Origin of the sequence: Terrabacter ginsenosidimutans, from assembly GCF_039539425.1 — a bacterium.
Classification (GTDB): domain Bacteria; phylum Actinomycetota; class Actinomycetes; order Actinomycetales; family Dermatophilaceae; genus Terrabacter; species Terrabacter ginsenosidimutans.
The window spans coordinates 543806-566488 of record NZ_BAABDC010000001.1 but is presented as its reverse complement, the minus strand read 5'-3'; the positions used below and the strand labels follow the sequence as shown (position 1 = coordinate 566488).

At 72.0% G+C, this 22683-nt stretch carries 22 protein-coding genes; 10 read left to right on the top strand and 12 right to left on the bottom strand.

Annotated elements, in window-relative coordinates; genetic code table 11:
• Positions 1-6 precede the first annotated feature (6 nt).
• The 3 genes from ABD831_RS02790 to ABD831_RS02780 form a co-directional block, all read right to left on the bottom strand.
• Entirely contained in the window at positions 7-873 is an 867-nt protein-coding gene (locus ABD831_RS02790; protein WP_344941177.1) for a phosphatase PAP2 family protein, read from the bottom strand.
• Between the two features lie 299 nt (positions 874-1172).
• Positions 1173-2336, bottom strand: coding sequence for a fatty acid desaturase family protein (locus ABD831_RS02785; protein ID WP_344941174.1), 1164 nt, complete (start codon positions 2334-2336; stop codon positions 1173-1175).
• A gap of 57 nt (positions 2337-2393) precedes the next feature.
• Positions 2394-3542: a ferredoxin reductase gene (locus ABD831_RS02780; RefSeq protein ID WP_344941172.1), complete on the bottom strand. Its 1149-nt coding sequence runs from the start codon at positions 3540-3542 to the stop codon at positions 2394-2396.
• A gap of 86 nt (positions 3543-3628) precedes the next feature.
• Between ABD831_RS02780 and ABD831_RS02775 the strand changes: the two genes are divergently transcribed.
• Positions 3629-4864 (top strand): PucR-like N-terminal domain-containing protein, encoded by a 1236-nt coding sequence (locus ABD831_RS02775; protein ID WP_344941169.1) that lies wholly within the window; start codon positions 3629-3631, stop codon positions 4862-4864.
• A gap of 3 nt (positions 4865-4867) precedes the next feature.
• On the opposite strand, the gene ABD831_RS02770 is transcribed toward ABD831_RS02775, so the two are convergent.
• Positions 4868-5362 carry a DUF4385 domain-containing protein gene (locus tag ABD831_RS02770; protein WP_344941167.1) on the bottom strand — a complete coding sequence of 165 codons (495 nt, stop codon included), beginning with the start codon at positions 5360-5362 and terminating at the stop codon, positions 4868-4870.
• 50 nt (positions 5363-5412) lie between these two features.
• Between ABD831_RS02770 and ABD831_RS02765 the strand changes: the two genes are divergently transcribed.
• Positions 5413-6000, top strand: coding sequence for a DNA-3-methyladenine glycosylase I (locus tag ABD831_RS02765; RefSeq protein WP_344941164.1), 588 nt, complete (start codon positions 5413-5415; stop codon positions 5998-6000).
• Between the two features lie 6 nt (positions 6001-6006).
• Here the strand turns inward: ABD831_RS02765 and ABD831_RS02760 are convergent, their stop codons facing one another.
• Both ABD831_RS02760 and ABD831_RS02755 read right to left on the bottom strand, forming a co-directional pair.
• Positions 6007-7563, bottom strand: coding sequence for a phytoene desaturase family protein (locus ABD831_RS02760; RefSeq protein WP_344941162.1), 1557 nt, complete (start codon positions 7561-7563; stop codon positions 6007-6009).
• A 79-nt stretch (positions 7564-7642) separates the two neighbouring features.
• Positions 7643-8716 carry an SGNH/GDSL hydrolase family protein gene (locus ABD831_RS02755; RefSeq protein ID WP_344941159.1) on the bottom strand — a complete coding sequence of 358 codons (1074 nt, stop codon included), beginning with the start codon at positions 8714-8716 and terminating at the stop codon, positions 7643-7645.
• Positions 8717-9007: 291 nt separating this feature from the next.
• On the opposite strand from ABD831_RS02755, the gene ABD831_RS02750 reads away from it, so the two are divergent.
• The 4 genes from ABD831_RS02750 (at position 9008) to ABD831_RS02735 (ending at position 12455) form a co-directional block, all read left to right on the top strand.
• Positions 9008-9457: a DUF6325 family protein gene (locus ABD831_RS02750; RefSeq protein ID WP_344941157.1), complete on the top strand. Its 450-nt coding sequence runs from the start codon at positions 9008-9010 to the stop codon at positions 9455-9457.
• Positions 9454-9834 carry an SHOCT domain-containing protein gene (locus ABD831_RS02745; RefSeq protein WP_344941154.1) on the top strand — a complete coding sequence of 127 codons (381 nt, stop codon included), beginning with the start codon at positions 9454-9456 and terminating at the stop codon, positions 9832-9834. The genes ABD831_RS02750 and ABD831_RS02745 overlap by 4 nt, the downstream gene beginning before the upstream one ends.
• 101 nt (positions 9835-9935) lie before the next feature.
• Positions 9936-10607, top strand: coding sequence for a PH domain-containing protein (locus tag ABD831_RS02740; protein WP_344941151.1), 672 nt, complete (start codon positions 9936-9938; stop codon positions 10605-10607).
• Positions 10608-10655: 48 nt separating this feature from the next.
• Positions 10656-12455 carry an AMP-binding protein gene (locus tag ABD831_RS02735; RefSeq protein WP_344941149.1) on the top strand — a complete coding sequence of 600 codons (1800 nt, stop codon included), beginning with the start codon at positions 10656-10658 and terminating at the stop codon, positions 12453-12455.
• Here the strand turns inward: ABD831_RS02735 and ABD831_RS02730 are convergent.
• Entirely contained in the window at positions 12445-14118 is a 1674-nt protein-coding gene (locus ABD831_RS02730) for a metallophosphoesterase family protein (RefSeq protein WP_344941146.1), read from the bottom strand. The genes ABD831_RS02735 and ABD831_RS02730 overlap by 11 nt on opposite strands.
• A gap of 103 nt (positions 14119-14221) precedes the next feature.
• Here ABD831_RS02730 and ABD831_RS02725 point away from each other — a divergent pair, with 103 nt between their 5' ends.
• On the top strand, positions 14222-14422 hold the full coding sequence (locus ABD831_RS02725) for a hypothetical protein (protein ID WP_344941143.1): 201 nt from the start codon (positions 14222-14224) through the stop codon (positions 14420-14422).
• Positions 14419-15102, top strand: a complete 684-nt coding sequence (locus ABD831_RS02720) for a histidine phosphatase family protein (RefSeq protein ID WP_344941140.1) — start codon at positions 14419-14421, stop codon at positions 15100-15102. The genes ABD831_RS02725 and ABD831_RS02720 overlap by 4 nt, the downstream gene beginning before the upstream one ends.
• A 52-nt stretch (positions 15103-15154) precedes the next feature.
• Here the strand turns inward: ABD831_RS02720 and ABD831_RS02715 are convergent, their stop codons facing one another.
• The 5 genes from ABD831_RS02715 to ABD831_RS02695 all read right to left on the bottom strand — a co-directional run bounded on the left by ABD831_RS02715 (position 15155) and on the right by ABD831_RS02695 (position 19276).
• Positions 15155-15775, bottom strand: a complete 621-nt coding sequence (locus tag ABD831_RS02715; protein ID WP_344941137.1) for a bacterial proteasome activator family protein — start codon at positions 15773-15775, stop codon at positions 15155-15157.
• Positions 15776-15987: 212 nt separating this feature from the next.
• Complete coding sequence (locus ABD831_RS02710; protein WP_344941134.1) at positions 15988-16599, bottom strand: hypothetical protein; 612 nt, start codon at positions 16597-16599, stop codon at positions 15988-15990.
• A 147-nt stretch (positions 16600-16746) separates the two neighbouring features.
• Positions 16747-17724, bottom strand: a complete 978-nt coding sequence (locus ABD831_RS02705) for an NAD(P)H-quinone oxidoreductase (RefSeq protein ID WP_344941131.1) — start codon at positions 17722-17724, stop codon at positions 16747-16749.
• Between the two features lie 9 nt (positions 17725-17733).
• On the bottom strand, positions 17734-18450 hold the full coding sequence (locus ABD831_RS02700) for a Type 1 glutamine amidotransferase-like domain-containing protein (protein ID WP_344941128.1): 717 nt from the start codon (positions 18448-18450) through the stop codon (positions 17734-17736).
• Between the two features lie 49 nt (positions 18451-18499).
• Complete coding sequence (locus tag ABD831_RS02695) at positions 18500-19276, bottom strand: IclR family transcriptional regulator (protein ID WP_344941125.1); 777 nt, start codon at positions 19274-19276, stop codon at positions 18500-18502.
• Between the two features lie 101 nt (positions 19277-19377).
• On the opposite strand from ABD831_RS02695, the gene hutH reads away from it, so the two are divergent.
• The gene (hutH, locus tag ABD831_RS02690; protein WP_344941122.1) at positions 19378-20970 is read left to right on the top strand and encodes a histidine ammonia-lyase; all 1593 of its coding nucleotides are present in this window, start codon (positions 19378-19380) and stop codon (positions 20968-20970) included.
• Positions 20971-21014: 44 nt separating this feature from the next.
• Positions 21015-22670 carry a urocanate hydratase gene (gene hutU / locus ABD831_RS02685; RefSeq protein WP_344941119.1) on the top strand — a complete coding sequence of 552 codons (1656 nt, stop codon included), beginning with the start codon at positions 21015-21017 and terminating at the stop codon, positions 22668-22670.
• The last annotated feature ends 13 nt before the right edge of the window (positions 22671-22683 follow it).

The following is a 22683-nucleotide window of genomic DNA, read 5'->3' as shown; positions in this document are numbered from 1 at the left end:
TCGATCCTAGGAGGCTGCGCCCTCCTGGGGTATGCCGTCGGGCGAGGCCGAGGTCGCCGGTCGTTCGCGGAGGGTGAGCCACAGGCGGTGCGCGGTGATGACGGCCAGGGCCCAGGCGAGACCGATGAGCCAACCGGCGAGCACGTCGGTCAGCCAGTGGTGGCCGAGGAACACGCGCGAGAGGCCCATGCCGAGGACGAAGAGCGTCCCGAGCGTGATGGCCAGGGTGCGTTGCCAGGCCGCGGTGGTCTCGATGAGGACGAGGTAGACGATGACGGTGGTCAGGACCGTCGCGTTGAGGGTGTGACCGCTCGGGAACGACGCCGACACCTCGAGGGGCGGCACGGCCAGGGCAGCCGGCGGGCGTGCGCGGTCGACGAAGTCCTTGCCGACGATCGTCATGGCGAGCGACCCGACGGCGGCGATGACCGTGAGCACGATCGGCGTCCAGCGGCGCCGCCGCCACGTGATGATGCCGACGGCGACGAGCGCGAGGATCGGCATGCCGACCGGGCCGCCGATGTCGGTGAACGTCGTGACTGCCGAGTCGAGACCGGGGGAGCGCATCGTGATCGCGGTGTCGAGGACGGGCTGGTCGACGACGGTGAGCCCGTCGCGCCCGACGACTCCCTCGTAGAGGGTCTCGACCCCCTCGACGAGGGCAGCCATGACGACGAGCGCAACGACGGCGAAGACGACGAAGGCCAGGTGCGCCGACGACCACGAGGCGAGCCGCCGGGCCGCCGGGCGCGAGACCCTGGCCAGCCCCGCGAAGACGCCGACGAGCCACTGTCCGAAGCGGGTGTGCCAGGCCGTGAGGTCCCGGGCGCCGATCGTGTCGTCCGGTGTCCGCGGGCGCGTGGAGTCTGGCATGACCCATCCTTACCCGCCCGGACGGCGCGACCCGGCACGCACGCACGCGCAGGCACGGCATACGGGATCGGGCCGCTCGGGCGGGCAGCACAGAGCCCCCGCTCGGGTGGGTGAGCGGGGGCTCTGTTCGGTGCTGCCCGTCCCCGACGGGCCAGCCTGGGGTACCCCTCCACGAACACCCGAGGCTGTTGCCAGGACGCCCGGGGGCGTCCCTTCACCCTGTAGACGAGCGGACCCTTGTTTCATGACAGGGTTTCTGCCGCGTCGAGGAGAAATGTTCCGGGGAGGGGCGGTCGGCCTCAGGCCGCGGCGTGCTCCCGCTCGGGCGCGGTCGACGGCAGGTCGGTGACGGTGGCACCGCGACCGCGCCGCAGGGCACCGTTGGGCAGCGACAGGCGGAAGACCTTCTTCCACGCCGAGGCGACCTGACGCGGGAGCGAGCCTGTCGTGTAGGTCAGGCCGTACCTGCGGAAGAGGTCCTGCACCTGCGGTGCGATCTCCTGGTAGCGGTTGCTCGGCAGGTCGGGGAAGAGGTGGTGCTCGATCTGGAAGCTGAGGTTGCCGGTCATGAAGTGCATGGCCTTGCTGCCGCTGATGTTGGCCGAGCCGAGCATCTGGCGCAGGTACCACTCGCCGCGGGTCTCGCCGACGATCGACCGGCGCTCGAAGGTCTCGACGCCCTCGGGGAAGTGGCCGCACATGATGACCGAGTGCGTCCACAGGTTGCGGATGAGGTTGGCCGTGGCGTTGGCCGCGAGGGTGTTGAGGAACGAGGGACCCGACAGCAACGGGTGGATGACGTAGTCCTTGGTCATCTGGTTGCGGATCTTCTTCAGGGTGACCTTGGCGCGCGCCCGGAACTCGGGGTCCTGGCGGCGCTCCTTGGTGGAGAGGTTCTTGCCGAGCTCGAGGTCGTAGGCCGCGATGCCGTACTCGAAGAAGCAGGCGTTGACGAAGTTCCACAGCGGCTGCGCGGCGTAGAGCGGCACCCAGCGCTGGTCCTCGTCGACGCGCATGATGCCGTAGCCGAGGTCGTTGTCCTTGCCGATAACGTTCGTGTAGGTGTGGTGCAGCTCGTTGTGCGAGTGCTTCCACTGCTCCGACGGGCTGGCGTTGTCCCACTCCCACGTCGTCGAGTGGATCTTCGGGTCACGCATCCAGTCCCACTGGCCGTGCATGACGTTGTGCCCGATCTCCATGTTCTCGATGATCTTCGCGACGGCGAGGCCCGCCGTGCCGACGACCCAGGCGGGCGGGAACATCGAGACGAGCAGGACTGCGCGCGAGCCGAGCTCGAGCTTGCGCGCGGTCGCGATGACCTTGCGGATGTAGGCCGCGTCGTCGGCGCCGCGGGTGTCGATGACGGACCGCCGGATGGCGTCGAGCTCGACGCCGATCTGCTCGATGTCCTCGGCCGTCAGGTGGCCGATCGGGTTGTGGGTCTTCTTCTGCAGGACGGTCATGGTGACTCCTCTGGTTCGGAGGTCGTGTGGTCTGTGGGGGTGACGGCGCGGACGCGGTCAGTGGTCGATGACGCAGGCTCCGGCGGCGGCGGAGATGCACGTCTGGATCGGGACGCCCTGGCCCTCGGTCTCGCCGGGTGTCGCCCTCGTGACCTCGCCGGTGCGCAGGTCGCGGACGGCGCCCTCACGCAGCGGCAGCACGCACCCGAAGCAGATGCCCATGCGGCACCCCGACGGCATGAGCACGCCGGCCGCCTCGGCGGCGTCGAGGATGGGGGTCGAGCCGTCGGCCTCGACGCTCGCACCGGAGCCGGCGAAGTCGACGGTGCCGCCCTCGCCGACGACGAGGGTGCTGGCGCGGAACTGCTCGGTCAGCAGCCCGAGCCCACGCGCGTCGTGGTGGCGCTGGAGGGCGTCGAGCAGCCCGCCGGGCCCGCAGGCGAGGGTGGTCCGCTCGTGCAGGTCGGGGACGAGGGTGTCCAGGTCGTCGACGTCGAGCACGCCGTGCTCGTCGTCGTAGCGCGCGACGAGCCGGATGAGCCCGGCGGCGTCGAGCGCGCGGAGGTTGTCGAGGAAGATCGAGTGGGGCTCGCTCGGGGCGACGTGCACGACGACGATGTCGTATGCCGCCGCGCGAGGCAGGCGCACGACGCCCGAGTCCGCGACGGGGAAGAGGTTGCGCAGCATCCCGATGACGGGCGTGACGCCGGAGCCGGCAGTGACGAAGAGGAACCTGCCACCGTCGGTGGGCAGGACGAACTCGCCCTGGGCCTGCTCGAGGTGCACGAGGGTGCCGGGCTGCGACTCGCGCACGAGGTGGGTGCTGACGAGCCCGTCGGGCACGGCCTTCACCGTGATGGAGATGTTGCCGTCGGCGCGCGGTCCGTGGGTCAGGGAGTAGGCACGCCACTGGCGGACGCCGTCGACGTCGACGCCGATGCGGACGTACTGACCGGGCACGTGGCCGGCCCAGTCGGCGCCGGGGCGGATGACGATGGTGGCCGCGTCGGCGGTCTCGGGGTGGACCTCGACGATGCGCCCGCGCAGGTCGGCGCCCGGACGCAGCGGGTCGAAGAGGTCGAGGTAGTCCGCGGGCAGCAGCGGTGAGGTCGCGCGCTCGGCGAGCTGGAGGAGGCGTCCGCGCAGGGTGGGGCGGGTGGCTCGGGGTGAGGGGCTCGAGATCTTCGAGAGTCCGGTCAGGCTCATGCCTCCAGCATGACTGGCGACCGAGGGTAAGATCCTGACCGTACGGCGTGGAGTTCGGGGGAACTCTTGTTCGGAGGGAACAGTCGATGGTCAAGGACACCGCGAGCGCCACAGCGCTCGGCGCCGCCGACCTGCAGCTCGACGATGCGGTCCTGCGGGCCCTGCGCGAGCGGCTCCCGGCCATCGCGACGACCACGGTGACGGCCGTCGTCGACGAGGTCCCGGACTACCGGGGCGCCCTCGGCGGGGCGGCGGGCGCCACGATCCACCGCGCCGTGCAGATGGCCATCGCGGGCTTCCTCAAGCTCGCGAGCGGGGGACGCGACGTCGACCCCAGCACCCCGCTCGGCCCGACGCGGGAGGGGGCCTATGCCCTGGGCCGCGGCGAGGCGCGAGGGGGGCGCTCGATGGACAGCCTGCTCGCGGCATACCGCGTCGGTGCCCGGGTGTCCTGGCGTGAGCTGGCCCGGTCTGCGGCCGAGGCGGGGTTGCCGGCGACGACGATGGCGAAGTTCGCCGAGCTCCTCTTCGCCTACATCGACGAGCTGTCGGCGGCCAGCGTGGCCGGCCACACCGACGAGCTGACCACGAGCGGACGGGTCCGGGAGCGCTATCGCGAACGTCTCGGCCAGCACCTGCTCGCGGGCGCGAGCACCGAGGTGCTGACCGCTGCCGCGGCGCAGGCCGAGTGGGCGCTGCCGGACACGCTCACCGCAGTGCTGCTTCCGGCTGCCGAGGCACGGCGGGCCCTGGCCTCGCTCGGCGCCGACACCCTCCAGGTCGGCGAGGACCTCGACGGCATCGTCGAGGCCGACCCCGGCCACCCGCTGACGCTCCTGCTCGTGCCCGATGCCGACGGGCCCGGCCGCGTCCACCTCCTGCGGGTGCTGACGGGCCGGCACGCCGTCGTGGGACCGCCCCGTCCCTGGGCCGACGCGCGCTCGTCCTGCGACCGTGCCGCGCGCGCCGCGACCCTGGCCAGCCCGTCGCGCACCGGCGCACCGGTGGACACGGAGCGCCACCTGGCCGACCTCGTGCTCACCGCGGACCCCGAGGCGCTCGCCGACCTGCGCGACCGCGTGCTCGCGCCCCTCGCCGACCTGCCACCGGCCACGCAGGACCGGCTCGCCGAGACGCTCCTCTCGTGGCTGCTGCACCAGGGCCGCCGTGACGCAGTCGCCGCCGAGCTGCACGTGCACGCCCAGACCGTGCGCTACCGGATGGGGCAGGTGCGCGAGCTCTTCGGCGACCGGCTCGGCGACCCGACCGTGGTGCGCGAGCTCGTCATCGCACTCTCCGTCCCGTCGTCTCCCCGCCGGTGACGGTCAGCCGTGCCGGGACCGGTGTTCCGACCGCCAGTCGGTGTAGGCGCTGACCTCCTCGACCGCGTCCCAGGCGTCCTTGAAGATCCGGGCGGACTCGGCCTTGTCGGCGTCCTCCGGTCCCCGGGGCAGCTCGCGACGGCCGTGGGCGCCGCTGCGACCGCGCTGGTCGGCGGGGACGGGTCCGTCGTACTTCCGCCCGCCGGCGTGGTTGGCGTAGCGACGGGCGCGGGTGTAACCCATCTGGAGGAACTTGCGCGCCATGTCCGCACCGACGAGGTCGCCGGCCGCCAGGTAGTCGTCGAACCTCTCCCGGAGGGCTGCCACGCTCTCGCGGGCGACCTCAGGCGTGCGGAAGCGCCACAGGGGCAGGAGCTCGTCCTTGTACGGCTGCACGCGCAGCACGCCCTGCTCGCCGCGGCCGACGCGATAGAGCTCGGGCTGCGCTCGCAGGTCGAGCGACTCGAGGTCGAGTCCGGCATACGGGTCCGGCGTCACGACCTCATCCTGTCGCGGAGGGTGTCGTCGGTGTGTTCTAGGGTCGGCGCATGACGGTCGTCGGCGCTGACGGGCTCGCCCGCCCCAGCTGGGCCTCGGTGGACCCGCTGCTCATGGACTACTACGACACCGAGTGGGGCATGCCGATCCGCGACGAGCGGGGACTCTACGAGCGGATCTGCCTCGAGGGCTTCCAGGCCGGGCTGTCGTGGGCGACGATCCTGCGCAAGCGTGCGAACTTCCGGGCCGCGTTCGCCGACTTCGACCCCGACGTCGTCGCGACCTTCACCGATGCCGACGTCGAGCGCCTCCTCGGTGACGCCGGCATCATCCGCCACCGCGGCAAGATCCAGGCCACGATCACCAACGCCCGGGCCACGATCGCGCTGCGCGAGGACGGCGGTCTCGTCGACTTCGTGTGGTCCTTCCAGCCTGCCGACACGCCGCGCCCGACCGACCACTCGGACGTGCCCACGGTGTCCGACGAGAGCAAGGCGTTGTCGAAGGCGTTGCGCAGACGAGGTTTTGCCTTTGTCGGCCCCACGACGATGTATGCGTTGATGGAGGCCGTCGGCATCGTCGACACGCACCTGCTGGGCAGCCACCGTCGCGGCAGCTCGGGCGTCTGGACCGCGTAGGCCGCGTCAGCCGAGGATCGCCCGGGCCGCGTTGTGGCCCGGGATCGCGCTGACGCCACCACCGCGTCGCGCCCCGGCACCGCCGAGCAGCACGTTGTCGTATGCCGTCTCGACGCCCCAGGTGCCCACCTCGGAGTCCCGCTCGGCCCAGGGCCACTGCAGCGAGCGGTGGAAGATGTTGCCACCCGGCAGGCCGACCGCCTGCTCGAGGTCGACGGGACTCTTGACCTCGACGCACGGGTTGCCGTCGGCGTCGCGGGCCAGCACCGACTCGATCGGCTCGCCGAGCACCGAGTCGAGCGAGCGCAGGGTGGCGGCGAGCGCCTCCTGGGTCGCCGTCTCGTTGTCCGCACGGAAGAGGCGTGCCGGCAGGTGCAGCCCGAACAGGGTCAGCGTCTGTGCGTCGCTCGACGCCAGGTCTGGCCCGAGGATCGAGCGGTCCGAGAGGGTGTGGCAGTAGATCTCGCACGGCGGCAGGTCGGGGATGCGCCCGTCGGCCGCCGCGGCATACGTCTGCTCGAGCTGTGCGTAGCCCTCGTTGATGTGGAAGGTGCCGGCGAAGGCGGCCGCCGGGTCGACGGACGCGTCGCGCAGGCGGGGGAGGCGCGTCAGCAGCATGTTGACCTTGAGCTGGGCGCCCTCGACGTCGGGCTCGGTGTCGACGGGCTCGGCACCGGCGTGCGCGAGCAGCTTGTTGAGCACGGCCGGGGCGCAGCCCGCGACGAGGGTGGCGCCGGTGGCGCTGCCGCTGCCCGCGCTCCCGCCGGACCAGGAGACCTCGCCCGTGGACGGGTCGACCGACGTGACCTCGGCACCCGTGAGGATCGTCGCCCCAGCCGAGACCGCTGCTGCCGCAAGGGAGTCCGTCAGGGCGCCCATGCCGCCGACGGGCACGTCCCAGTCGCCGGTGCCACCACCGATGAGGTGGTAGAGGAAGCAGACGTTCTGGCGCAGGTCGGTCTCGCCGAGGGACGCGAAGGTGCCGATGAGCGCATCGGTGGCGATGATGCCGCGCAGTGTGTCATCGCTCGTGACCGACTCGATGAGCTCGCCGAGAGGACGCGTCGTCAGGGCGTCGAAGAGTGCGGCGTCGCCCGAGAGGGAGCGCACGTCGTCGCGCGAGCGCAGCGGCTCGAGGACCGTCGGGAAGACCCGCTCGGCCACGCCGGCCATGCGGGCGTAGAAGTCGGTCCACCCGGCATACGCCTCGTCGCCGCCGGTCAACGCGCGGAACGCCGCCCGGGTCGCGGCCACGTCGGCGTTGTCGACGAGCAGCCCGTGGTCAGGGTCCGACGGGACCGGCGTGTAGGAGGAGAACCGCCGGCGGATGAGACGCAGGTCGAGGTCGAGGTCGGTGAGGACCTGTCGCGGCAGCAGCGACACGAGGTAGGAGTAGCGCGACAGCCGCGCGTCCACACCCGCGAACGCGCGGGCCGAGACGGCGGCCCCACCCACGTGGTCCGCGCGCTCGAGCACGAGCACCCGGCGCCCGGCCCTGGCGAGGTAGGCGGCGGCTGTCAGGCCGTTGTGACCGGCCCCGATGATGATGTCGTCGTAGCGCACGGGGTCACCCTAGGCGACCGTGGGGACGTGCCCACCCGACGTCGTGGGACGTCGGGTGGGCACGCTCTCCCACCGGGTGTCAGCGGCGCGCGGCGTCCTGACGGGCCGACCAGAGCCGGTCGGCGGCGTCGATGCTCGCCCGGCTGCTCAGGTCGACCCCGGCCCGTGCCGCGGCGGCCCGGACGGCGGGGGTCGTGAGGTCGGGAGCGACGAACCGCTCCGGTGCGATGGTGCGGTCGATCGCGGCATACCGCCTCGCGTCGCGGGCCAGCGCGTCGGCGGACGCGACCGCCTTGGCCTCGGCCCTGGCCGCGGAGAGCTTGAGGGCGAGCCCGAACGCCGGCTTGGTCAGGACGGCGTAGCCGTCGCGGTGACCGGTGACGTTGGGGTGGTAGCTCTCGCTGACCGGGCTGGACAGGCCGTTGAGCCACTCGACGTTGTCGCAGACGGCGTGCCCGACGAACTTGGACGTCGGGTTGACGAACGTGAAGCCGGCGTTGGACGCGGCCGTCGCGGTCCTCGTGTTGAGCAGGTCCGCGGTCGCGTTGAGGCGCGACTCCTCGGTGGGCGAGAACCACGTGAACGCGTTGCAGTCCTCGCCGTTGAAGATGCGCGGGTAGCCGACGACGATGACCCGGGCGTTGGGCGCCTTGGCGCGGATGGACGAGAAGAGCGTCGCGAGACGGCCGGGGATGGTGTTGTTGATCGTGCTCTGCGCCGTGTCGATGGCGCCGTTGCAGTTGCTCGCCCAGCTCGGCTGCGCGCACGTCGTCAGCACACTGGCGAAACCGGCGTCGTTGCCCCCCACCGAGATCGTGGCGTATGCCGTCGTGCTCGACAGTGCCGAGAGCTGGGTGTTCGTGACGTCGGCGACCGTGGCCCCGGAGCAGGCGCGGAAGTTCAGGGACAGGCCGAGCGCCGAGGCGTCGAGCGAGGGGTAGGCGTAGACCGAGCGCTGGCACGAGGTGCCGTCGTTGATGTAGGTCCGGGTCCCGGTGCCGGACGAGTAGGAGTCGCCGAGGGCGACGTAGGTGGTGCCGGCTGCGACGGCGGGGGCGCCGAGCGCGAGGGCGGCGCCGAGCCCGATGAGGGTGGACAGTCCGGCACCGAGAGCTCGGCGGCGGGTGGACGGCATGAGGGACCTGCTCTTCACGACACACTCCTTTGTGGGTGGAAGGCTTGCTGACGCTGAGCACTGCAACCGCTCGGGGCGTCGCCCGGCGACCACGATGTGCCCCGTGTCACACGTCCCATGTCGGACATTAGGGGCGGGCAGCCGACCCCGCGCGCCGAAGCCGCGAGGGTCAGGACCGCGCGTCCCGTCGTCTCGCCACCCCGTCCTCGTCCGTCACCCCACCGGGGTGATGTCCGGGCCCGTCGATCGCCGGAGCATAGGGCGAGCGGCACCGGTCACGGGGCCGCCACGATCCCGGGAGGGAGCTCCATGTCGACTGCGACGACAGGGCCGATCGGACCAGTGGACCTGGCGGTCATCGGCTTCCGCGGAGAGCTGCGGCAGGAGGGCATCCGCGACGCGGTCGCGCGGGCCGTGGACCGAGGAGCCGTGCGGGTGCTGGACGTGCTGCTCGTCCGCAAGGAGGACGACGGCAGCGTGCGGATGTTCGACGCCGAGTCGCCGGAGGGTGCCGAGGAGCTGCTCGGCTTCCCGACGGTCATGCCCGACCTCGTCGGGGAGGAGGATGCGCTCACCATCGCGGCCGAGATGGACCCCGGCACGTCGGTCATCGTCATCGCCTGGGAGAACGTGTGGGCTGCCGACATCGCTGCCGAGGTGCGCGCGCTCGACGGCCAGCTGCTCGTCATGGAGCGACTGCCCCGTGAGGACATCGAGCTGGCGCTCGCCGCGATCGAGTCGAAGGAGGAGACGTCATGAGGGGACGTCGGGGTCGGCCCGGTCTCATGGGTCTGGCTGCCCGCACCGCGGTCGTCGCTGGAACCGCCAGCGCCGTCAGCAACAGGGCGCACCAGGGTCAGCAGGCCAAGGCGCAGCAGGCTGCGGACGCGGAGGCCTACCGCCAGCAACAGCAGGCCGAGGCCCAGGCCGCGGCCACCCAGGCAGCCGTCGCCGACGCCATGGCCGCGCAGGCGCCGCCGACACCCCCGGCTGGGGCGCCCGCGACGCCCGCCGCCGCTGCCTCCGGGACCGACGACGTGCTGTCGGCTCTCGAGCGCCTGGCTGCACTGCACGGGCAGGGCATCCTCACCGACGAGGAGCTGGCGCAGCAGAAGGCCCGCGTCCTGGGTGCGTGACCCGCCCGCGGTCCCGCGGCCCGTCGCGCGGTGATGAAGGCCATCCGAGCGCCTAGGCTGAACGGGTACTCGTGGTCCACCCGGGCCGTGACGACAGGAGGATGACCGTGGGCTTCCCGGAGAACGTGCTGGCCAAGGGTGAGAAGGTCGAACGCGACCTGCACCCGCACTGGCTCACCGTCGTGGTCCCGACGATCTTCGGCCTGCTGCTGGCCGCTGCCTGCATCGCCGTCGCCGTCGTCACCCCGGACGACGAGACCGGCAACCGGATCCAGTGGATCGCCGTCGCGGTCCTCGTCGTCTTCGCGATCCCGGCGGTCGTCGTGCCCTACCTGCGCTGGCGCACGACCCACTACGTCATCACCTCGCACCGCGTCATGGTGCGCCGCGGGATCCTGACGAAGAACGGCAAGGACATCACCCTCTCGAAGATCACCGACGTGAGCTTCCAGCAGACGGTCCTCGACCGGATCATCCGCTCCGGCTCGCTGCACATCGAGTCGGCGGGCGACAGCCCCGACGAGAACCTCTCGAACATCCCGCGCAGCAACGAGGTGCAGCAGCTGATCAACCGCCTCATCGACGAGGACGACCTCCGCCGCCGGACGCATGGCCGCGGCATCCCCGACGAGCCCGGCTCCGACCCAGCCTTCGCGGCGGGCGAGGAGGGCCACTCCGACCACACGCGGCCGGTCCCGCGTCAGCTACCCGAGCTCGCCGAGGAGCGGCGGCGCCCGCGTGACCTCGGCGACGGGAGCGACCAGCCGCTCTGACCTCGCAGTCCTCCGTCCGGCCGCAGCCCGGTGTGGCATCGTCGGAGCATGACCTCACCTGTCGACGAAGCCGGGGTGACCGCGACCTACCGAGCCGCCCGTGACCAGCTCCTCGCCCTGCGTGGTGACCACGCCCGCGCGGTCCGGGAGTTCACCTTCCCGGACGTCGGGGACCGCTGGAACTGGGGTGTCGACTGGTTCGATGCCGTGGCCCGCGGCAACGACCGGTCCTGCCTGACGATCGTCGAGCAGGACGAGTCGTCGCACTCCTGGTCCTACGACGAGATGGCCCGGCGCTCCGACCAGGTGGCGGCACGCCTGACCGCCATGGGAGTGCGGCGCGGCGACTCCGTCGTCCTCATGCTCGGCAACCAGGTCGAGCTCTGGGAGTCGATGCTCGCCGTCATCAAGATGGGCGCCGTCGTCATGCCGACGACGACGGCCGTCGGCCCCGGCGACCTCGTCGACCGCATGGAGCGCGGCGTGGCCCGCGCCGTCATCACCAACGCCTCAGAGGTGCACAAGTTCGACGACGTCCCGGGTGACTACGTCCGCGTCGCCGTCGGTGGCAACGTCGGTGGCAACGTCGGTGGCAACGTCGGTGGCACCGACCCTGCCGGAACCGCCACCGACGGCTGGGAGCGCCACGAGGCGGCCTACGACCTCGACGTCCCCCCGACCGAGCACCCGGGCACGGGACCGGACGACCGGATGCTCCTCTACTTCACGTCGGGCACGACGAGCCGGCCCAAGCTGGTCGAGCACACCCAGCGCTCCTACCCCGTCGGGCACCTGTCGACGATGTACTGGATCGGCCTGCAGCCCGGAGACGTCCACCTCAACATCAGCAGCCCCGGCTGGGCCAAGCACGCGTGGTCGTCGTTCTTCGCGCCGTGGGCGGCCGAGGCGACCGCGTTCGTCTACAACTACAGCCGCTTCGACCCGGCAGCGCTGCTGCGGGTGCTGCACACCCACGAGGTCACCTCGATCTGCGCCCCTCCGACCGTGTGGCGCATGCTCATCAACAGCGACCTGTCGGCCGGCCCCGGGTCGCTGCGCGAGGTCATCGGCGCGGGCGAGCCGCTCAACCCCGAGGTGATCGCGCAGGTCGAGAGGGCCTGGGGCCTGACGATCCGCGACGGCTACGGCCAGACCGAGATGACGGCGGCCGTCGGCAACACTCCGGGCTCCACCGTCAAGCCCGGTTCGATGGGGCGCCCGCTCCCGGGCTGCCCGGTCGTCGTCGTCGACCCGGTCACGAACGCCCTGGTCACGCAAGCGGACTCGGAGGGCAGCCGCGAGGGCGAGATCTGCCTCGACCTCTCACAGCATCCGGTGCCGCTCATGACCGGCTACCAGGGCGACGAGCAGCGCAATGCCGACGCGATGGCCGGCGGTTTCTACCACACGGGTGACGTGGCCTCCGTCGACGCCGACGGCTACATCTCCTTCGTCGGTCGCACCGATGACGTCTTCAAGGCGAGCGACTACAAGATCAGCCCGTTCGAGGTCGAGTCCGTCCTCATCGAGCACCCGGCCGTCGCCGAGGCCGCCGTCGTGCCGGCGCCCGACCCGGTGCGCCTGGCAGTCCCCAAGGCCTACATCGCGCTCGCCCCGGGCCACAAGCCGGGCGAGGACGTAGCCCGCTCGATCCTCGCCCACGCCCGCGAGAAGCTCGCGCCGTGGCAGCGGGTCCGGCGCATCGAGTTCTACGAGCTGCCCAAGACCATCTCGGGCAAGATCCGCCGGGTCGAGCTGCGGGGCCGCGAGAACGAGCTCGACGCGGCCGGCGCGGGCCAGCCGGAGAACGAGTGGCGCGACGACCAGTTCCCCGACCTCAAGGGGTGACGGCCGGGGTCGTCGGTGTCGTCGGGGTCGTGGTGCCGGGCGAGGCCGCGTCGTCTGGCGGCAGCGGCAGCGTCCGCACCGTCGTCTCGTCGATGCGGCTGCAGATGCGCTTGGAAGGGTCGGGCTGGGCCTGACCCGGCTGCTGCGCGGGCGTCGCCGACGGTCGGTAGGGGTCGATGCGGGCGCCGCTGATGACCTGGACGCTGTCGTAGGCCGGGCGTCCCTCGAGCAGGTTGCGGAACGAGTAGCGGGTCAGCGAGGTCAGCTCGCACGACGTGCCGAACTGGGCGACGTCGAAGGCGTACGGCTGCCCGTCGAGCTCCTGGCCAGTCCCCTCGGCGTAGTGCGACACGACGCCACCACCGGTGAAGGTGCCGACCTGGATCCGGTTGCCCTCGATCGCCGGAGTGTGCATGTGCCCGTTGACGAGCAGACGTGCCCGGTCGACCTGCTCGGCGGCATACGGCTCGTGGGTCACGACGAGGTCGGGCTCCGGCTGGTCGGCGGTGGCCGCGTTGTAGCGGTCGGCCGCAGGCTTGGCCTTGGCGGTCGGGTCGGCGTTGTCGTCGCCGAACCAGCGCGGGTCGTTGAAGCCGGTGATCCGCAGGCCGTGGAAGGTCAGCTCGCGCAGTGACCCTGCAGCGTCCTCGAGGAGCACGACGTTCGGGATGCGGCCGAGGCGGGCGACGACCGCCCGGTCGGTCGCGGACGACTGGTCGTGGTTGCCGCTCGTGAAGATGTAGGGCACGCCCAGGGACTGGATCGAGCGGTAGAGGCCGGCGGCGTCGCCCTCCTGCACCCGGCCGAAGTTGAGGAGGTCACCGCTGTCGATGACGGCGTCGATGTCCTCCTCCGCGATGATCGTGCGCATCAGGGCGTACTGGTTGGCGCCGTGGATGTCGGAGACGAGCAGGAAGCGCGCGGACACCGGCTCGTTGAGGTTGCCGGCGACGTACTTCTGCTGGAGCGCCTGCGTCACGGCGAGCAGGTTGCGGAAGTAGGGGGTGACCTGCGTCGCGCGCGCCTCGACGTCGGCGAGCAGCCCGGCGTTGCGCTGGACGACGCCCAGCACGCCGCTCGTGCGGTACTCCGCGAACCGGCTCGGCTGGTAGGTCAGGGCGATCCCGCCGAAGGTGACGGCCGTGGCGACGACCATCGCCGACGCGACGAAGAGCACGTGCTGGCGTCGCGTGGTGCGCTGCCGGATGTAGTGCGAGGCGAGGGCGAGCAGGACGGCGATCGCCGTCGCCCCGAGGACGAAACGGACGCCGACGCCCGTCGCGGCCTGCGCGATGGCCGAGGAGATCTCGTCGGGTGAGGGTTGCAGGGCCTTGATGTCGACGTTGGGCCGGGTGAACAGGTTGGTGATCTCCTCGCGCACCGCGACCTGCACGTCGAGCCCGGGTGCAACCAGAGGAGAGGCGAACTGGACGTCGACGTCGCCGACGATGGTCGGCGCGTGCAGCACCGGGGAGTGACGCGGCACCGGGTCGAGGCGCAGGACGGCGCGGTACTGCGACGTCTCGGCGACGGTGGGTGCGAGGTTGGTCGCGGCGACTCCGCCGAGGTAGCAGGCGGCGAGCACGGCGAGCCACTTGAGGACGTGCGAGCCACGGCGCAGCCAGGGGCTGTCGCGGGCCAGCAGGGTCCCCACCTGTCGCATCGCCTCACCCTAACCGGACCGGGACGTGTCACCGGGACGGCACCGCACGTTCACGTGAGCGTGCTGCGATGGACGCACCAGCGCGCCGGAGCGAGGAGGAGTCATGGGGTCGGCTCGTCGCAGGACCATCGTCGTCACGGCACTGATGGGGTATGCCGTCCTGCTCGCCCTCGGCCCTCGCCTCCTCGGTGCGTGGGCCGGCGGGGTCATCCTCGTGGCGAGCTTCGCGGTCGGCTTCGCGTGGCTCGTGCTGCTCGTCGCGCCGTGGGCGGCGCGAGGTCGCAACCGTAGTCTGGGGCGGTGAGCCTCGAGCACCGACCGAACCGGATCATCCTCGTGCGGCACGGCGAGTCCGAGGGCAACGTCGATGACACGATCTACGAACGGGTCCCGGACCATCGGATCGGCTTGACGCCCAAGGGATTCGAGCAGGCGAGGCAGACGGGCGCCGCGATCCGTGAGGTGCTCGACGGCGAGTCGGTCGAGGTCTACGTGTCGCCGTACGTGCGCACCCGGCAGACGCTGGAGACCCTCGGGCTGCCGGTCGCGGAGCGCGACGTGCGGGTCGAACCACGCCTGCGCGAGCAGGACTGGGCCAACTTCCAGGACCCCGCCGACATCGCCGAGCAGAAGGAGCTGCGCGACCGCTACGGCCACTTCTTCTACCGCTTCACCCAGGGCGAGTCGGGATCCGACGTCTACGACCGGGTCTCGACGTTCCTCGAGTCGATGCACCGCAACTTCGAGACGCCGTTGGCGCCCCGGAACGTCGTCATCGTGACGCACGGCCTGACGATGCGCCTCTTCTGCATGCGGTGGTTCCACTGGAGCGTCGACTACTTCGAGTCGCTCGACAACCCGGAGAACGGCCAGCCCGTGGTCCTGCTGCGGCAGGCCGACTTCCGCTACAGGCTCGAGCAGCCGTTCACGCAGTGGGACCCCGGTGTGGTGCCGACCGAGCGCGAGCGCTCCAGCTGGCTCTGACCGACGCGACCACACGGCATACGACCCGCCTGGCGGGACGGGACGCGCCGCCCTAGAGGTACTGGCCCGTGGGACCGGGCTCGCCCGGGTGGTGCTCGCCGGGCTGCATGCCGGGAGGCGTGCCGTAGGACGCGCCGGGACCGGGCGGCAGGGCGCGCATCTGCTGGAGCTGCTGCTGCGCCGCCATCTGCTGCGCGACGAGCGCGGTCTGGATGCCGTGGAAGAGCCCCTCGAGCCAGCCGACGAGCTGGGCCTGCGCGATGCGCAGCTCGGCGTCGCTCGGGGAGTCGTCGCGGAACGGGAGCGCGATCCGGTCGAGCTCGGCGACGAGCTCGGGCGCGAGGCCGTCCTTGAGCTCCTCGATGGAGCGGTGGTGCACGTCGGCCAGACGGCGGCGACCGGCCTCGTCGAGGGGGGCGTTGCGCACCTCCTCGAGCAGCTGCTTGATCATCGACCCGATGCGCATGACCTTGGCCGGCTCCTCGACGAGGTCGGCGGGGTTGGTGCGCTCCCGCGGCTCGTCGTGGCGCCGCTCGGCCTGGCCGTCCTCGTGCCCGGGGCGCTGGTCGTCGCCTGCCGGGTCGGCGACGCCCATGCCGTCGGGCGTCACGACGACGATGCGCTGCTCGTCGCTGTCGGTGGCCTGCTGCTGTCGGCTCGCGTCGTCACTCATGCGTTCCATCCTGCCGCACGTGGTCGGGGCCCGTGCGTCCCCCCGGTGGGCGCCAGAAGCCCATGGATCACGGCGTATGCCGGGTGACTGGCTCCGCGCGGCGTCAGGTGGGACCGCGTCTCGGACACGTGCCAACCCCTGCACACCCGGTATCTCCTCAGGTGAGGACATCTGTACCGAGTGTGCGTGGGGCTGGCAGCAGGGACGCGCGGTCAGTGCGCGCCGGCCGTGGCGAACCACGGGTGGTGCAGGTCGTGGTAGCTGACGTCGCTCATCAGCGCCATCATCTCGTCCATCTCCTGCTGGGCCTCCGGCGGTGGACTCTTGTGCTCGCCCTCGCGGGCCTCCGCTTCGGTCCGGAACGCCATGGTCTGGGTGAAGAAGCCGTCGGCGTCGACCGCGATCGTGCCGCCGATGATGTCCGGGCGCGCCTCGTGGAGCATGTCCATCGGGCCCTCCATCATGTGGCGGAAGCGCTCCGGGTCGCTGAGCCGGCCCTGGATGACCTGGACGAAGCCGGCCTCGTCGCTGCCGCCGTCGAGCATCATCGTCACGTCGTCGCAGTCGTGGAAGCTCGCGTCGCCGTCGAACAGGCGCGACGCCTCCGCCCACCACGCGCCCTGCTCGGGTCGCGCCGAGTTGGCCTCGGCCGAGGCGCGCGAGTCGAAGCGGACGACACCGACGAACTCGCCGTCGTCGGTGATGCCGTACGTGCCGCCGAGCCAGCCCTTGGCTCCGGGCTCGAGCTCCTCGCGCCACCGGTCCATCTGCCGGTGGAGCGCGTCGGCGTCAGTGCACCGACCCTGGATGACCTGGATGAACACCGTGAACCTCCCGTGCGATCGGGGGCCGCTTCCCGCCGAAGTGGTCCATCGGTCGACGGTACGCCGGTCGTACCCACGACGTCACCGGACGATTCCGACACGGCCGGATCGTCCCGTGCGACAAGGCTGCCCGGTGCGATGGGGAGGTCAGGTGGTGAGCAGGATCTTGCCGATGTGGCCCGAGGCCTCCATCTCGCGGTGCGCCTGGGCGGCGTGCCCGAGCGGGTGGCGCGAGTGGATGACGGGCCGCACGGCGCCGGACTCGATGAGCGGCCACACGTGCTCGCGGACGGCCGCGACGATGGCCGCCTTCTCCGTCGCGGGCCGAGCCCGCAGCGACGTCGCGATGACGGCGGCGCGCTTGGCGAGCAGCATGCCCATGTCGAGCTCTCCCTTGCGACCGCCCATGAGCCCGATCGTCACGAGCCGCCCGTTGACGGCCAGGGCCTCGACGTTGCGGGCGAGGTACTTGGCGCCCATGTTGTCGAGGATGACGTCGGCGCCGTGGCCCTTCGTGAGCTCGCGCACCCGCTCGACGAAGTCCTCCTCGCGGTAGTTGACGAGGAACTCGGCGCCCAGCTCGCGGCACACGTCGAGCTTGGCCTGGCTGCCCGCGGTGACCGCGACATGGGCGCCGACCGCCTTGGCGAGCTGGATGGCCATGGTCCCGATGCCCGAGCTGCCACCGTGGACGAGGAGCACCTGGCCGGGCTGGATGTTGGCCACGAGGAAGACGTTGGACCAGACCGTGCACGTCACCTCGGGCAGCCCCGCGGCGTCGACGAGCGAGACGCCCTGCGGCACGGGGAGCAGCTGGTCGGCGGGCGCCACGACGCGCTCGGCGTAGCCGCCACCGTCGATGAGGGCGCACACCTCGTCGCCGACCTGCCAGCCCTCGACTCCGTCGCCGAGCGCTGCGATGCGCCCACTCACCTCGAGGCCGGGGTAGTCCGACGCGCCGGGAGGTGGCGGGTAGTGCCCGAGCCGCTGCATGACGTCGGCGCGGTTGACCCCTGCGGCGACGACGTCGATGAGCACCTGCCCGGGCCCTGCCTCGGGGTCGGGCACCTCGTCGAGGACGAGGCTGTCGGCGTCTCCGGGCTCCGGGATGGTGATGGCGCGCATGGGCCGAGCCTATTGACCGGCCGCCTGTGCGCGCACGAGCACCCCGCTCGCCGACGACGTGTCCGGGGTGACGTGCCACACGCGTCCGGTGCCGGCGACCCGCCCGGCGGGCCCGAGTCTCGTGCCCTCGTCGACGGCGACGGCGTTCGGCGCCAGACGTGCCGCGACGACCGCGACGGCCCGCGACACGTTGCCCCATTGGGCGGCGTGCACGTCGACAGCCCCGGTCACGAGGCCGATCCCCTCGACCACGGCCACGGCGTCGAGGTCCTCGTTGCTGTCCTCCGGGCAGACGGGGACCCCGTCGATGCGCCAGCCGCCGATGACCGCATGGGAGCCCGCGATGGCCGCGCCCGCCGAGAACCCGGCATACGGCATACCCCCGCCGACCAGCGAGCGGATCCGGGCGTAGGCGCCCGCGAGCGACGCGTGGTACTGCGGCGTCGGGCCGCCGCCGACGAAGAGCCCGTCGACCCCGTCGAGCGCAGCCTCGTCGAACGGCGAGCCCTCGGGCACCCGCTCGACGACGAGCTCGTGCCCGCCGACGAGTCCGAGGGTGTGGACGTACCTCTCGTGGTACTCGAGGGACTCCGCGTCGGTGCCCATCACGACGAGCAGGATGCGTGGAGCGGTGCCGGCACAGCGCGCTGCGGCCTCGACGAACTCGCCGTAGAGCGTGGGGGCGAGGGAGTCGTCCCAGCCGCCGCCGATGAGGTGGACGTCCATGTCGGCACCCTAGGAGACGGCGACTCCCAGCGGGTTTGGGTCAGGCGGATCAGCGACGGAGGGCGGCCGCGTTGGGGCTCAGGCGGCGTGCGATGTCGTCGGCGGCGAGGCGCGCTCGCGCCACGAGCTCGGTCACGTGCTCCGGGGTGGCGTCGGCCGTGCGCATCGTCAGCGCGATGGCCGCGAGCGGCCGCCCCGCGCGGTCGAGGACGGGCACGGCCACCGAGGACAGGTCGGCCGTGACGGTGCCCTCCTCGCGGGCGTAGCCGTCGCTGCGCGTCCGCGCGAGGACGCCACGCAGGTCGGCCAGTGACCGCGGACCACCGCCGCTGCGCTCCACGAACGACGCGCGGTCGGGGTAGAGGGCGCGCACCTGCGTCGCGGGCAGCGCCGACAGCATGGCGAGCCCGCTGGCCGTGAGGTGGGCGGGCAGGCGCACGCCCACGTCCGTGACGAGCATCGGCTGTCCCGGCGCGCGCTCCTCGAGGAGGTAGATGACGTCGCGCCCGTCGAGCGTCGCGAAGTGGGCGTTGAGGCCGCACTGGTCGACGAGCCGGCGCATCGCCGCCCGCGCCACGCGGGCGAGGGGGGCCTGGCGCTGGTAGGCCGACCCGAGCTCGTAGGCCGCCTGGCCCAGTCCGAAGCGCCGCTCCTCGACGTAGTGGGTGACGTAGCCGCGCCCGTGCAGCACCTTGAGCAGGTGGTAGACCGAGCTGCGGGGGAGGCCGAGGTCACGCGCGATCGAGGCCGCGGGCAGCGGCTCGGCGTGGCGCGAGAGGTGCTCCAGGACGTCGAGCGCGTTGGCGGCGGCCGGGGCGTTGGACACGTGCGCCCACCTCCTGTCCGCGATCGACGACGTCTCGCATCCGAGACAATTGTCCACCTCGGCGGCCTCTCGCGCCAGTGCAGGCGCGGTTCGATGGCTTCATGAACGCAGCACCCACCTCCGTCGCCGGAACAGTCGCCCCCCTCGGCCCCCTCCGCACCGTCACGGTCGGCACCGGCCCGCTCTCGCTCGACGACGTCGTGGCGGTGGCGCGGCACGGCGCACGGGTCGAGCTCTCCGCCGAGGCCGAGGCCGAGATCTCGCGCAGCCGCGACGTCATCGAGGCCCTGGCCAACGACACCGTGCCGCACTACGGCGTCTCCACCGGCTTCGGCGCCCTCGCGACCCGGCACATCCCGACGGCCCTGCGTGCCCAGCTGCAGCGCTCGCTCGTGCGCTCCCACGCGGCCGGCGCCGGTCCGGAGGTCGAGCGTGAGGTCGTGCGCGCCCTGATGCTGCTGCGCCTGTCGACCCTTGCCACCGGTCGCACCGGCGTGCGCCTGCAGACCGCGAGGACGTATGCGGCCCTGCTGAGCGCCGGGATCACCCCCGTCGTGCACGAGTACGGCTCGCTCGGCTGCTCGGGCGACCTCGCCCCGCTGTCGCACTGCGCGCTGGCCGCCATGGGGGAGGGTCCGGTGCGCCTCGCCGACGGCTCACTCACCGATGCAGCAACCGCCCTGCGCGACAACGGGATCGAGCCCGTCGTCCTCGCCGAGAAGGAGGGCCTCGCCCTCATCAACGGCACCGACGGCATGCTCGGCATGCTCGTCCTCGCCATCCACGACCTGCGCCAGCTGCTCAAGGTCGCCGACGTCTCGGCCGCGATGAGCGTCGAGGGCCTGCTCGGCACCGACGACGTCTTCGCCGCCGACCTGCACGCGCTGCGCCCCCAGGTGGGGCAGGGCGCCTCGGCCGCGAACATCCTTGCGGTCATGGCCGGCTCGCCCATCCGGGAGTCGCACCGCACCGAGGAGTGCACGAGAGTGCAGGACGCCTACTCCCTCCGGTGCGCGCCGCAGGTGCACGGCGGCGCCCGGGACACCGTCGAGCACGCCGCCCGCGTGGCCGCCGCCGAGCTGGCCTCTGCCGTCGACAACCCCGTCGTCACCCCCGACGGACGGGTCGAGTCCAACGGCAACTTCCACGGCGCCCCGGTCGCCTATGTCCTCGACTTCCTCGCGATCATCGCGGCCGACGTCGCCTCGATGTCCGAGCGCCGCAGCGACCGCTTCCTCGACCAGGCCAGGAACCACGGCCTGCCGCCCTTCCTCGCCGACGACCCGGGCGTCGACTCGGGCCTGATGATCGCCCAGTACACCCAGGCCGCGATGGTCTCGGAGATGAAGCGCCTCGCCGTCCCTGCGTCGGTCGACTCGATCCCGAGCTCGGCCATGCAGGAGGACCACGTGTCGATGGGCTGGTCCGGTGCCCGCAAGCTGCGTCGGTCGGTCGACGCCCTCGGCAGGGTCCTCGCCATCGAGGTGCTGACCGCGGCTCGCGGCATCCAGCTGCGAGCCCCGCTCGAGCCGGCCCCCGCCACCGGCGCCGTCATCGCGGCCCTGGGGGAGCGCACGAACGCCGCCCCGGGTCCGGACCGCTTCCTCGCCCCCGACATCGAGGGCGCCTACGCCGCCGTGACCGACGGCGACGTCCTCGCCGCCGTCGAGTCCGTCACCGGCCCGCTCCGCTGAACCACACGGCATACCAACGTTTTTCGCACTCGAAGGAGAGTGACATGGAAGGTGCACGACCCGTCCGCGCAGCGCGTGGGACGACCCTGACGGCGCAGTCCTGGGCCACCGAGGCCCCGCTCCGCATGCTCATGAACAACCTCGACCCCGAGGTCGCCGAGCGCCCCGACGACCTCGTCGTCTACGGCGGCACCGGCCGTGCGGCCCGCGACTGGAAGTCGTTCGACGCGATGGTCCGGACCCTGACCACGCTCAAGCAGGACGAGACGATGCTCGTCCAGAGCGGCCGCCCCGTCGGCGTCATGCAGACCCACGAGTGGGCTCCTCGCGTGCTCATCGCCAACTCCAACCTCGTCGGCGACTGGGCGACCTGGCCGGAGTTCCGCCGCCTCGAGCACCTCGGCCTGACGATGTACGGCCAGATGACGGCCGGCTCGTGGATCTACATCGGCACCCAGGGCATCGTCCAGGGCACCTACGAGACGTTCGCCGCCGTCGCCGAGAAGCGCTTCGGCGGCACCCTCGCCGGCACGCTCACCCTCACCGGTGGCTGCGGCGGCATGGGCGGCGCCCAGCCGCTCGCCGTCACGATGAACGACGGCGCCTGCCTCATCGTCGACGTCGACCCGGCGCGCCTGCACCGTCGCGTCGAGCACCGCTACCTCGACGAGGTCGCCAAGGACCTCGACGACGCGATCGACAAGGCGCTGGCCGCCAAGCGTGAGCGTCGCGGCTGGTCCGTCGGGGTCGTCGGCAACGCGGCCGAGATCTTCCCCGAGCTGCTCCGCCGCGGCGTCGAGATCGACATCGTCACCGACCAGACGTCGGCGCACGACCCGCTGAGCTACCTGCCCGAGGGCGTCGCGCTCGAGGACTGGGCCGACTACGCCGAGAAGAAGCCCGAGGACTTCACCGACCGCGCTCGCGCCTCGATGGCCAAGCACGTCAAGGCGATGGTCGAGTTCCAGGACGCCGGCGCCGAGGTCTTCGACTACGGCAACTCGATCCGTGACGAGGCCCGGCAGGGCGGCTACGACCGCGCCTTCGAGTTCCCCGGCTTCGTGCCCGCCTACATCCGCCCGCTGTTCTGCGAGGGCAAGGGCCCGTTCCGCTGGGCGGCGCTCTCGGGCGACCCGCGTGACATCGCGGCGACGGACAAGGCGGTGCTCGACCTCTTCCCCGACAACGACCGCCTGCACAAGTGGATCCGAGGGGCGCAGGACCGAATCGCCTTCCAGGGCCTGCCCGCCCGCATCTGCTGGCTGGGCTACGGCGAGCGCGACAAGGCCGGCCTGGCCTTCAACGAGCTCGTCCGCACCGGCGAGGTCAGTGCCCCGATCGTCATCGGTCGCGACCACCTCGACTCGGGCTCGGTCGCGTCCCCCTACCGCGAGACCGAGTCCATGGCCGACGGCTCCGACGCGATCGCCGACTGGCCGCTGCTCAACGCGCTCGTCAACACGAGCTCGGGCGCGAGCTGGGTCTCGATCCACCACGGCGGCGGTGTCGGCATCGGCCGAAGCCTCCACGCCGGCCAGGTGAGCCTCGCCGACGGCACCGACCTCGCGGCGCAGAAGCTGGCGCGCGTCCTGACGAACGACCCCGGCATGGGCGTCATCCGGCACGTCGACGCCGGCTACGACATCGCCGACCGGGTCGCGCACGAGCGTGGCGTCCGCGTCCCCATGCAGGAGGGCTGAGAGGGCGTATGCC

Coding starts and splice junctions, on each gene's coding strand:
- hutU (WP_344941119.1), top strand. CDS start 21,015: ATGGAAGGTGCACGACCCGTCCGCGCAGCGCGTGGGACGACCCTGACG.
- ABD831_RS02715 (WP_344941137.1), bottom strand. CDS start 15,775: ATGAGTGACGACGCGAGCCGACAGCAGCAGGCCACCGACAGCGACGAG.
- hutH (WP_344941122.1), top strand. CDS start 19,378: ATGAACGCAGCACCCACCTCCGTCGCCGGAACAGTCGCCCCCCTCGGC.
- ABD831_RS02705 (WP_344941131.1), bottom strand. CDS start 17,724: ATGCGCGCCATCACCATCCCGGAGCCCGGAGACGCCGACAGCCTCGTC.
- ABD831_RS02725 (WP_344941143.1), top strand. CDS start 14,222: ATGGGGTCGGCTCGTCGCAGGACCATCGTCGTCACGGCACTGATGGGG.
- ABD831_RS02780 (WP_344941172.1), bottom strand. CDS start 3,542: ATGAGCCTGACCGGACTCTCGAAGATCTCGAGCCCCTCACCCCGAGCC.
- ABD831_RS02790 (WP_344941177.1), bottom strand. CDS start 873: ATGCCAGACTCCACGCGCCCGCGGACACCGGACGACACGATCGGCGCC.
- ABD831_RS02730 (WP_344941146.1), bottom strand. CDS start 14,118: ATGCGACAGGTGGGGACCCTGCTGGCCCGCGACAGCCCCTGGCTGCGC.
- ABD831_RS02775 (WP_344941169.1), top strand. CDS start 3,629: ATGGTCAAGGACACCGCGAGCGCCACAGCGCTCGGCGCCGCCGACCTG.
- ABD831_RS02700 (WP_344941128.1), bottom strand. CDS start 18,450: ATGGACGTCCACCTCATCGGCGGCGGCTGGGACGACTCCCTCGCCCCC.
- ABD831_RS02740 (WP_344941151.1), top strand. CDS start 9,936: ATGACCGTGGGCTTCCCGGAGAACGTGCTGGCCAAGGGTGAGAAGGTC.
- ABD831_RS02745 (WP_344941154.1), top strand. CDS start 9,454: ATGAGGGGACGTCGGGGTCGGCCCGGTCTCATGGGTCTGGCTGCCCGC.
- ABD831_RS02765 (WP_344941164.1), top strand. CDS start 5,413: ATGACGGTCGTCGGCGCTGACGGGCTCGCCCGCCCCAGCTGGGCCTCG.
- ABD831_RS02785 (WP_344941174.1), bottom strand. CDS start 2,336: ATGACCGTCCTGCAGAAGAAGACCCACAACCCGATCGGCCACCTGACG.
- ABD831_RS02735 (WP_344941149.1), top strand. CDS start 10,656: ATGACCTCACCTGTCGACGAAGCCGGGGTGACCGCGACCTACCGAGCC.
- ABD831_RS02750 (WP_344941157.1), top strand. CDS start 9,008: ATGTCGACTGCGACGACAGGGCCGATCGGACCAGTGGACCTGGCGGTC.